Origin of the sequence: Thiospirillum jenense, from assembly GCF_014145225.1 — a bacterium.
Lineage (GTDB): Bacteria > Pseudomonadota > Gammaproteobacteria > Chromatiales > Chromatiaceae > Thiospirillum > Thiospirillum jenense.
The window spans coordinates 1-11,093 of sequence record NZ_JABVCQ010000048.1 but is presented as its reverse complement, the minus strand read 5'-3'; the positions used below and the strand labels follow the sequence as shown (position 1 = coordinate 11,093).

5 protein-coding genes are annotated in these 11,093 nt (G+C 46.3%); 1 reads left to right on the top strand and 4 read right to left on the bottom strand.

Going from position 1 to position 11,093, the window contains the following annotated elements; genetic code table 11:
- The coding region (locus HUK38_RS13910) for an Lcl domain-containing protein (protein ID WP_238787684.1) at positions 1-4,869 on the bottom strand (4,869 nt) is incomplete at its 3' end.
- 139 nt (positions 4,870-5,008) lie between these two features.
- On the opposite strand from HUK38_RS13910, the gene HUK38_RS13905 reads away from it, so the two are divergent.
- Positions 5,009-5,197 carry a type II toxin-antitoxin system Phd/YefM family antitoxin gene (locus HUK38_RS13905; RefSeq protein ID WP_338065429.1) on the top strand — a complete coding sequence of 63 codons (189 nt, stop codon included), beginning with the start codon at positions 5,009-5,011 and terminating at the stop codon, positions 5,195-5,197.
- Between the two features lie 50 nt (positions 5,198-5,247).
- Here the strand turns inward: HUK38_RS13905 and HUK38_RS13900 are convergent, their stop codons facing one another.
- The 3 genes from HUK38_RS13900 to HUK38_RS13890 all read right to left on the bottom strand — a co-directional run.
- Entirely contained in the window at positions 5,248-7,227 is a 1,980-nt protein-coding gene (locus HUK38_RS13900) for an Lcl C-terminal domain-containing protein (RefSeq protein WP_182584936.1), read from the bottom strand.
- A 382-nt stretch (positions 7,228-7,609) separates the two neighbouring features.
- The gene (gene folB / locus HUK38_RS13895; RefSeq protein ID WP_182584935.1) at positions 7,610-7,981 is read right to left on the bottom strand and encodes a dihydroneopterin aldolase; all 372 of its coding nucleotides are present in this window, start codon (positions 7,979-7,981) and stop codon (positions 7,610-7,612) included.
- Positions 7,982-8,045: 64 nt separating this feature from the next.
- Positions 8,046-11,093 (bottom strand): hybrid sensor histidine kinase/response regulator (locus HUK38_RS13890; RefSeq protein ID WP_182584934.1); only part of this gene is annotated, 3,048 nt, incomplete at its 5' end.

Sequence of the window (11,093 nt, the reverse complement as noted above, 5' to 3'; positions counted from 1 at the left end):
AAGCAAACCATTTGTATTGACGTTGGCACAACTTTTAATTCCAGTGTCATTCACCGAAATGGCAGTGACGGCATTAAAGGTCGCAGTGACGGTTTTTGCCGCATCTAGTGCAACGGTGCAATCGCCGGTACCTGAACAATTGTCCGTCCAGCCAGTGAACACTAAACCGCTATTGGGCGTGGCATTTAAGGTGACAGTCGCACCGCTATCAACATTGAATGAACACGACGAGGTGGTGCAATTGATTTGATTAAATGTCGGGTCGAGTGTGCCGCTGCTGGTGTAACGCCCCATGGCGAAATTTTTATCAACAAAGCTGCCGTCCCAGTCTTCACCCGCTAATAAAATTTGGCCGGCACTGGTCAGGGCGACGCTGTAATCTTCGGTGTAACCAAATCCGATTTGCCCGGTGATGCTGCCGTCGCCATCAAAAGTCGTATCTAAACTGCCGTCGGTGTTGTAGCGAATCAATATGCCGCCGTTTTCGTCCAGTCCCGCAACCAAAATCTTGCCGTCGCTTTGAATCGTTAGGCTGTGGGCATATTCATATTCACCCAAGTCGGTGATGACTTTGCCGTCGCCATCAAAAGTCGTATCTAAACTGCCGTCGGTGTTGTAACGCGCCAGCGCAAAATTTGTGGAATCATTCGCTGATCCAGCGATCAGAATTTTGCCGTCACTTTGCACCGCGAGGGCATTGCCGCGTTCCTCTGATCCAAAATCAGTTGTGACTTTGCCGCCAGTTCCAAAACTGATGTCTAAACTGCCGTCGGTGTTGTAACGCGCTAACCCGAAATCATAGCCAGTGCTGGAAATCGTACCCGCCACTAAAATTTTGCCAGCGTTGGCTCCGACATCAAACGCAATGCTGGTGATTTCATCGCTGCTTCCGTTAAAAACCGTCGTGACCTTGCCGTCGCTGTCAAAACTGGTATCTAAACCGCCCGCGTCGGTGTAGCGCGCTAAACCGTTTTCTCCCGCCAATAAAATTCCACTGGCATCAACCAGTACACTTTGGTCAACCTGACTAGGAATGCCACCCAAATCAACCGCGACCTGACCGCCATTGCCAAAACTGGTATCCAACAGACCAGCGGCGCTGTAACGCACTAGCGCGACATAGCCATCGTTCCTTGCTCCCGCGACCAGAATTTTGTTATCGCTCTGCAAAGTCAGACTATACGCGGTGAGGTAATTGCCAAAATCGGTCGTTACCCGCCCATTACCATCACTGCCAAACGTCGTATCTAAATAACCGTCGGCGGTGTAACGCGCTAGGGCAAAGTATGGGTAAGCTGCGCCGACCACGAGAATTTTGCCGTCAGCCAACACGGTTAAGTCCTGACTGCTGCTACTGTAATTGCCAAAATTGGTCACGTTGACGCCCGCAAGTGTCGGTACGTTGGTGACACTCCCATCGCCGACCGTGTTGATGGTCAACGGATACATGGTGACGGGCGCGAGACTATTGGCTATGGCAGGGGGGGCGAATGTGGCGGTAACGGTTTTCGCCGCATCCATTGTGACGTAACACTGATTGGGATAATCAACTAATGGCGTGCAATTAGTCCAGCTAGTGAATACTGAGCCAACACTGGGTGTGGCGGTTAATACGACAATGGTGCGTTCATTAAATGTTTGGCAATTAGCGCCGCAATTGGTGCCGGTTAAATCAGTGGCGACGCTGCCGCTACCCGTGCCGGCGGTGGCAGTGGTTAAATTAAATGATTGGAATGCTTGACCGCCGCGCACGAAGCGGACGTAAGTATTAGCAGTTTTAGAAAAGCCTGAATTAGCACCCTCACTGAAGAGTAAAATAAATGCGTAATTTTGGGCAATCGCAGAACTTGACCGAAAATGATTAGATGGCGTGTTTGGAAAATAGCTAACATTGATTGAAGGATCGGTTCGACCGTAATCCACCAAAGATTGCAATTCTTTAGCATTAGGTAAGCGCCAATCATTATAAATGGCTAATGTTCCATCACTAGCGACAGTGAGTGCCGCCGCCCAATCCTTCGTCATTGCAGTGCCGGTTTCACAATTCGTACCAGTCAAACCCTCAGCGCATTTTGCCCACATCAGCCCAGTATTTGTCTGCGTGACGGTGCCATCGCCGTTATCTATAAACGCATCAGAAGATTGTCCGCCGCGCACGAGGCGGATGCTTTTGGCGACGGATCGGTTGTTGCCGTAGGTGGAGCCATACTCGGAGAATGCCACACTCCATGCCTTGTCCCCGTCGTCGGCATTAGGAGAGCCAGACCAAAACTGAGCAATTGGCGTATTTGGCGTATTCGGAAAATAATTAGGATCAATTGCAGGATTAGTGCGACTTAAATCAGCAATTCCAGCTAATTCTTTTACCGCTGGCATTCGCCAATCAAAATAACCGCATAAACCTGCTGTATTGACATCCGCAACAAATTTTTCAGTATCGCATCGCCCTGAATTGTAACAATTTGTGGTACCACTGGCAGTTCCACCTGCACTCGTGCTATACCAAGTGTAGGTATGATCTTTATCGCGCAAATCGGGAATTGTATTATCGGTTTTCACTTCCCAGATTAAACCGGTGACATTATCTCTCACGCACACATGATTGGTAGCAGTGGCGGGTAATGGATTGCCGCTGGCATCTAATTTTGTGAAATTAAAACTATTGCTGCCGTGTTCGGCATCTTGATCGGGAAAACCAGTGACAGAACAATCCAAATTACTGGTATCGACATTTGAGCATTTGGTAATTCCCGTATCATTCAACCCGGCGGTAATGAACGTTGCAGTAACCGTTTTTGCCGCGCTCATGGTGACTTGACATTGCCAGGGATTATTTACCTCTGGAATACAGCCGCCCCATACGCCGAATAATGAACCGCTGGTTGGCGTGGCAGTGAGCGTTACTAATGTTCCATTATTGATATTGGCACTGCACGTTCCGCCGCAATCAATTCCGCCAACGTTGCTGGTAATGGTTCCAGTGCCATTTGTACTAACGGTCAATGTTTGCGAAGTAGATGGGCTAATTAAAATGGTGCCGTTATCGCCCACTGCGACGAGGCGACTACCATTCCACGCCACGCTACTGAGCGAACCAGTCGTACCGAAACTTTGCGATGTCCAACTCGCGCCGCCATTGGTGCTAGTCAGAATGACACCAACCCCGCCGAGCTCTGCGCCCACGGCGACGAGTTGCTGACCAGTCCAAGTGACACCGTAGAGATAAGTGGGCGCAACTGATGTGGGGGTTGACCAATTAGTGCCATCGCTACTCGTCAGCGTCGCAGCACTGGTGTCGTAGTAGCCCGTGGCTACGAACTGACTGCCATCCCAAGTGATGTCATGCAAGAGCAGGGCAGACGTGGTGCGCGGTGTCCAACTGGTGCCATCAGTGCTAGTCAGTACCTTGTTGCTATTGACCGTCACTGCGAATTGGCTGCCGCTCCACACGATGTTTTTCAGATGATCAGTGCCGACGGTCTGCGTATCCCAAGTGTCGCCGCCATCAAAACTGGTCAGAATTGTGCCACTGCCGCCCACGGCCACGAAGCGGTCGCCACCCCACGCGACATCGTAGAGATCATTGCTACCGACGATTAAATCTGACCAATTGCTGCCGTCAGTGCTGGTGGCAATCGCGCCGCTTTCCCCGACCGCGACAAACTGGCCGCCGCCCCACGTCACGCTCAATAGGTTATTGCTGTCGGGCGGTTCATCTGGCGCTGTCCACGTCACGCCGTCGGTGCTAATCAGAATCGGGCGCGTGTTGCTGACTGCCACGAAGAGACCATCGCCATAGGTCACAGCTTTGAGCCCCGTACCTGAGGATGAAATGACCTGCCAATCGCTGCCCGTCCCCGTCGCCACCGCCGTAAAACTCGCCGTCACCTCCTGCTCCGCCGTCATGGACAGCGTGCAAATCACATTGGCATCGGAACACGCGCCACTCCAACCGGCGAATTGATAACCGGGGTCGGGCGTGGCGGTGAGCGTGACGAGGCCGGCGTAATCGCTAATGCAAGTGCCGCTGCTACATTCGACTGCGGCGGGGTCAATGATGATGTTGCCATTACCGTTGTTAATGACAGTCAGTGTTTGCGGCTCATTAAAAGTTGCGGTGACAGTTTCCGCGTCGTCCATTGTGACGGTGCAGGTGCTGGCGGTACCAGTGCAATCGCCACCCCAGCCAGCGAAGATTGAGCAGGGAACGGCATAGGCAGTGAGCGTCACGACTGTATTGGTGTTAATACCAAAGCGCGCATCGCACACGCTGCCGCAGTCAATACCGCCCACGTTGCTGGTGACAGTACCGGTGCCCGTCCCTAATAAGGTGATTGTTAAAGGATTGACCGCATCGCGCACGAGGCGGGCGGAATTGCCGAGGGAATCCCGACCGTAACTCAATAGCGATCCGTTATCAAAACCCACACACCACGCACCGGTCGTGCCGTTTGCAAAGGGCGAACTACTCCAAAATGCAGTGTTTGGTGTATTCGGAAACAATTCGTCGTTAATAGCGGAACCGGAGCGACAATTTTCTACTAAACTCAGCAATTCATTCGCACTCGGCAACCGCCAATCGCTATAGTCAGCAAAGGTTACAGGCGTCAACGCTAATGCGCCTGACCAATTATAAGTTGCCGCCGCTCCATTGCAGGTTACACCGCTCCATGTTTGCCCTTCACTACAGGTTTTCCACATCAAACCCGTGCGATTATCAATAACCGTTCCAGTAGTGAGATTAGCGGTGTAAATACTATTGGGATTAGTTGGTGTTAAGCTGCCCACGCAGGTTACTGCTGGCGCTATTGGGGCAATTAATAGCATTCCAATTGCAATGAGCAATAGACACAGAGATGTCAGCCGCATAGACTTTGATTTCATTAAGATAACCCAAGAAGCAGTTACGAAAACAGAATGATGTGTCTGCGTTTTATCGCTTTTATTGCGTTACGTTTACAACACCTGTATCGTGTGCTGGCGTGTACATTTTAGAGGAACGCTGTTAATGAACGTGATTAGCTATAGCGCAGTACAGGCAGATTTAGCTAAAACAATGAATCGTGTCTGTGATAACCATGAGCCTGTCATCATTACCCATGACAATGAACTTGCCATTGTGATGCTGTCGCTGGAAGAAACGGCATTTTTATTGCGCGTAGTCCAACAAATGCAATGCGTTTATTCTCTTCAATAGCACAATTGAATGCGGGCATGGGTATTGAACGCGGGTTGTCGCAGTGACATTCATTGTCCACCACGCACAAGACGAATGTAGTACGCGCCACTCCGAGGCGCAGAGAGAACATAACCATAATTAGAACCCACTAACCATGCGTTGAGTGCATTATTAGCATCAGGGGAGTGTGACCAAAAACTAATAGTTGGTGTGTTTGGAAAGTAAGTAGGATCAATTGGGGGATTAACGTAACTTAAATTAATAATCCCGGCGAGTTCTTTAATGGTTGGCATTCGCCAATCGTTAAATCCACACAATCTCGCCGCATTCACATCATTAACGTATTTTTCGGTATCGCAACCGCTACCACTGGCATAACAACTCCCACCATTTGGTGTACCAGCATTACCCATTGGTGCCGAGCTGTCATACCAACTATAGATATGATCTTGATCCCGCAATCCACCATCAATCGTTTTCACTTCCCAGATTAAACCGGTGACATTATCGCGGGTACATGCCCAACTTATTGAATTATAACCAAGAGTTGCATTGGCGGCCAAATCACTCCCGTCATTCGCAATTTTTGTATAATCAAAGCCCGCTGATCCGCTGCCCGCTTTGAATAATGATGGCATTGCCGCATCACGCCCATAATGCGCATCCTGTCCTGCTGGCTCTGTACCAAGACATGAGGCGTTATTCCCGTCACTAGCATCGCCGCAGAATTGAATACCGGTGTCATTTAACCCCGTTAATTCCACCGCGCCAATATCAACCGTGCCATCGAAGATACGCACACGATTGCGTTGGTCATATAAACCACTAGAACTCGCCGCCGCATAATCACCCGTATTATTGGCTAATCCACCAAAGACTGGCGCACGGGTTTGAGTGAAGCCGCCATTGTCTGCTAATACGCCGACGATATTCGCCAGCGTTGTCCCGGCGGCGGGAATTAAATAAGTCCCTGCTGCGGGCGTGGCGCCATCTATTCCCGATCCGCCATTGATGCCGAAAATGTTTTTGCCGGTTGAGGTTAAAGTAGAGCCGGTATCAGTGCTATTAAAAATCTCGGGACTACTTGTTGATGTATTACCCGACACAATGCTGTTGGTAATTGTTAATTGTCCTGATGCGTCGTTATAAATTCCACCGCCTTCATTAGCAGTGTTTTCAACTAACGTGACCTGCAAAAGCGTTGCGGATGAAGCGTTGCATAGAGCGCCGCCGACATTAAGAGCGTAATTGCCGGTCAAAGTGCTATTTTTAATAACTAAATTACCATAATAATTCACAATAGCGCCGCAGGCGTCATCAGTCGTATTGCCAGAAAAGGTGGATTGTTCAATGAATACATTAACACCATTTGTGATACAAATCGCGCCACCCATGCCATCGCTATTGGCGCCGTTGTTAGTAAAACTGGACTGTTTGATATTGACTATGCCAGCCGCACTAATATTTGCAACGAAAATAGCACCACCTCTAGGTGCCGTGTTACCTGTAAAAATTGAGCGGGTAATATCTACATTACTGTTTGTGTCAATATAAATAGCCCCCCCGTGACTGTTAATTGCTTCGTTATGACTAAAGATGACATCATTTATGGTTAATTGAGCGCCACCTGAATGGTAAATTGCGCCACCTTGATCTGCCCTGCCGTCCGCAATCGTCAAATGATTAATCGTCACTTCAATACCAGAATTAACGTAAAACACGCGGACATCGCCATCGCCATCGCTATCAGTATCACCACTAATAATCAACCCCGGCGCACTAGAACCATCAATTGTCAATGATTTATCAATTGTAATTTCACTAACTAAGGCGATTGTTTGACCTGCAAGCAACGGATCAAAGTCAATAGTATCACCTGCACTCGCTTCAATAATTGCTTGCCGCAAAGAACCAGCACCACTGTCATCGGTATTTGTAACGTCATACGCCTGCGCAGACAGACTAATGAGCATCAGGCTCACCAATACTCCGCACATTCCCAGCCAGCGCCAAAATACCGAACGAATACAAGCAATCATCGCAATCATCGCAATCATCTCCAGTGATGCACACTTTAACCGATGCTGTAAAGTATAGCGTCATTTTACTTAAATCGGTTAGATTGACCAACAATTTAACTGCACCAGTCTAGTACACAATAGACCAATGATTGGATTATTTGTATTCAGTGTGATTTACATCACAGTGGTGCGGGGGTAGTGACTTTACAAAAACGGTTTTGTCATAATTAAACGCCGTTATTCTTAATACTTATTTTAAATAGGTTTTCGGTTTTATGATTCGTTACCGTTCGCTCTGAGCGTGTCGAAAAGCACTGAACTTTTATTCTTCGACAAGCACATGATGAATGGTAATGATTAAAACAGACGAAAATGACTATCTATAGAGTATAGCGACGTTTGTTAAACGCTATGTCAGCGTTTTATTGCGAACCCGTTCAATAATGACCCCCACATCGCCGGCGTCGGTGACTGCACCAATTTTATTGACACGCAAGCGTACCCAAGACACATTAAACTCATCACAAATAATACGCGCACACTGTTCAGCTAGGGTTTCTACTAATTGAAAACGAGTTTCAGACACGAACTGTTTAAGACGTTTCGACACCGCTTTATAATCCAGCGCATCCGCAATATGATCGGTTAAAGCTGCCTGCGCTACATCCGTCGCCATATCAAGATCAAGAATAACTGGCTGCAAAATTTCTTGCTCCCAATCATAGATACCAATGACCGTTTCGATGCGCAATCCATGTAAAAAAACAATATCTGTTTGCATATAAAATGGCTTCCAAAAAGGATTAAAAAAATCAGCAATGATTGACAAACTGGCAAACATCCAACTAACTAACTAAGTTAGTTTTTATTCCAACTGTAGCCATCGCCTGCTGTAATCGTTCAAAAGCAATCGTCAAACAGCTAATCTGTATAACGGCATTATCTAATTCACCATTTTGCGCGGCATCTTCTAAACGACTAGCAATGGTTTGCATTTCAATAGCGCTCAAATTTGCACAGGTTCCTTTAATGGTATGTGCTTGCATGATAATGTCTGACCATTTTTCATCGGATGATTGCTGTTGAAGTATTTTAAGGCGCTGCGCCATGTCAGAAAGAAAAATAACGCCAATTTCATTTGCCATATTAGTATCGCCCGCCAAACGAATTAATAAATCATTGTAATCAAAAACCAAAGGTATTTCTGTCGTGAGTAACTGTTCAGGATGCTCGGTTGTCAAGCTGAGTTGTTCATTGTGTAGTGGTAACCACCGTTTAAGTGTATCTTGCAATGCGTGGCGCTGGACCGGTTTGGTCAAATAATCATTCATACCCGCCGCTAAACAACGTTCTCTATCGCCTTGCATGGCATGTGCAGTCATTGCAATAATTGGAATTTGTGCATTTAATACCGGAGTATCTATTGCACGAATGCGGCGCGTCGCTTCATAACCATCCATAATTGGCATTTGCACATCCATTAACACCAAGTCGTAAGGTACAATTTGCAAACTCAATAGCGCTTCATTGCCATCAGCAACGGCATCACACCGCAACCCAGTTTTATTAAGCATGGTTACTAAGACTTCTTGATTAACATGATTATCTTCCACGACCAACACCCGTCCTGTGAGGGCGGCAGGGGATTCTAATTGACTGCTAACTTCACTAATTGCAGGCAGTTTATTGGTGATTGAAACTGATGAATGTGACGGCGTTGCGGGTAAATGCAGCAGCAGTTCCCATAATTCTTGGTGACGAATTGGTTTGACTAGATGACCATTAAATCCACTCGCACTAAATCGCGCTGAATCACCAGGCAAAGTCAATGAAGGCAATAAAACCATTTTTAGATCAGCAAAACGTTGGTCAGCACGAATAGCCCGCCCTAATGTTTCTCCATCCATCCTGGGCATTTGTAAATCAATTAATGCTAATTGAAAAGGATCGTGCATATCGAAGGCGTGGTAAAGTGCTTTTAACGCACTAACCCCGTCGCTGACCTCCACCGTCCGCAGGCCCCAAGTTAATAAACGGGTACTTAAAATGTCACGATTTGTAGCATTGTCATCTACAATTAATACGCGCTGATGATACAGTTCTGATGGTGCTTGACGATGACGCAGTTGTTCCCCAGCATGATTGCTACTATAGCCAAAACGGGCCGTAAACCAAAAGACCGAGCCCTTTCCAATCGTGCTTTCAACGCCCACCGTACCGCCCATCATATTTGCCAATTGTTTAACAATAGCTAATCCCAACCCAGTACCACCGTATTGACGTGTAATAGACACATCCACCTGAGAAAATTTGTCAAATAACAGCGACTGTTTATCATCTGGAATGCCAATACCAGTGTCGCGTACTGCAAACCGTAATGTGGCATCATGTGCCGTTTTTTCAATAACAGTTAAGTGAACTAAAATTTCGCCTTCATGGGTAAATTTAATCGCATTGTTAACTAAATTGGTTAAAATTTGTCGCACACGTCCAGGATCACCACGCAAATAAGTTGGTACTTCTTGTGCCACATCATATAGAAGTTCTAATCCTTTATTTTGTGCTGGCAATGCCAATGTTGCTACAATGTCATCTAATAAAGGATCAAGTTCAAATGTGAGAATTTCTAACTCAAGTTTCCCCGCTTCAATTTTAGAAAAATCTAAAATATCATTGATGAGTGATAACAAAGATTCGGCACTGGAAAGCGCAATTTCAGCATAACGGCGTTGCTCAGAATTGAGTATTGTATCAAGTAATAATCCCGTCATACCAATAACGCCATTCATGGGAGTACGAATTTCATGGCTCATATTTGCAAGAAAGGCGCTTTTTGCCACATTCGCCATTTCCGCCCGCGCCGTTGCGGCTTGTAATGCTTTATTGGCATCCACTAATGCGATTAATGCATGTTTTTGTGTAGTGATGTCAATCATCACACTGAGAAAATAATCTTGTCCTTGACTATGAATGACTTCACCAGAAAAAAGTCCATCGAGAATGACGCCATCTTTACAGCGCACTTGTATTTCAACCGCATTGACACATCCAAAGGTTGCTAATTGGTTGGTAATCATCATCTGGTATGAAGGATTAACAAATAGCCCTATTTCAGATGCGGTATGATCAATGACATCAACGTGGGTGTAGCCGAGGGTTTTTACAAAGGCGTCGTTGACTTCAGTAAAACGGCGTTCTGGCAATAGAGTTAATGCCATCGGTGCCGGATTACTCCGAAATAAACGTTCAAATCTTTGCTGTGCCTGTTGTTCTGCTGTTAAATCTTTACAAATACCAAATATACATTGTTCCCCATTCCAATACCCTTGCCACACTCGCGTTTCAACGGGTAATAATTGACCGTATTTACCTAATAATGGTAATGGACATACTTGGCCTTCTCCATTCAACATGGCAGCAAAGATTGTTTCTGCTTCAATGCGTTGTTTTTTAGCGTGTAAATCCAAAACATGCAAACTTCTTAACTCATCATTGGTATAACCCAATTTACGTTCTACCGCCAAATTAGCGAATAAAATTTGACCATTTGTCGTTGCAACTAACATTAAATCATCAACAGTTTCAAAAAAGGCGCGAAAATTTGCTTCATTTTCTTGCAAGCGCATTTCGGCAATTTTACGCTCGCTGATGTCATTAAACACCGTTGCAAATTGGTGATTACCTAACGGATAAGCATTAATAAAAAAATAGCGATTTAATGATGCACAGTATTGTTCAAAACTCAGTGCTGTGCCGTTTAATACCATTTGACCAAATTGCTGAATAAGTGAAGCATTTTCAACGCTAGGTAATACAGTGGTCACACGCTGCCCTAAAATGTCTTTTACAGTTAATCCAGTTTGGTCGGCAAAGCTGGGGCTGGCATTTAAGAA

Excerpts from the sequence above, each read along its gene's own strand:
- HUK38_RS13900 (WP_182584936.1), bottom strand. The coding sequence starts at position 7,227 with ATGATTGCGATGATTGCTTGTATTCGTTCGGTATTTTGGCGCTGGCTG.
- HUK38_RS13905 (WP_338065429.1), top strand. The coding sequence starts at position 5,009 with ATGAACGTGATTAGCTATAGCGCAGTACAGGCAGATTTAGCTAAAACA.
- folB (WP_182584935.1), bottom strand. The coding sequence starts at position 7,981 with ATGCAAACAGATATTGTTTTTTTACATGGATTGCGCATCGAAACGGTC.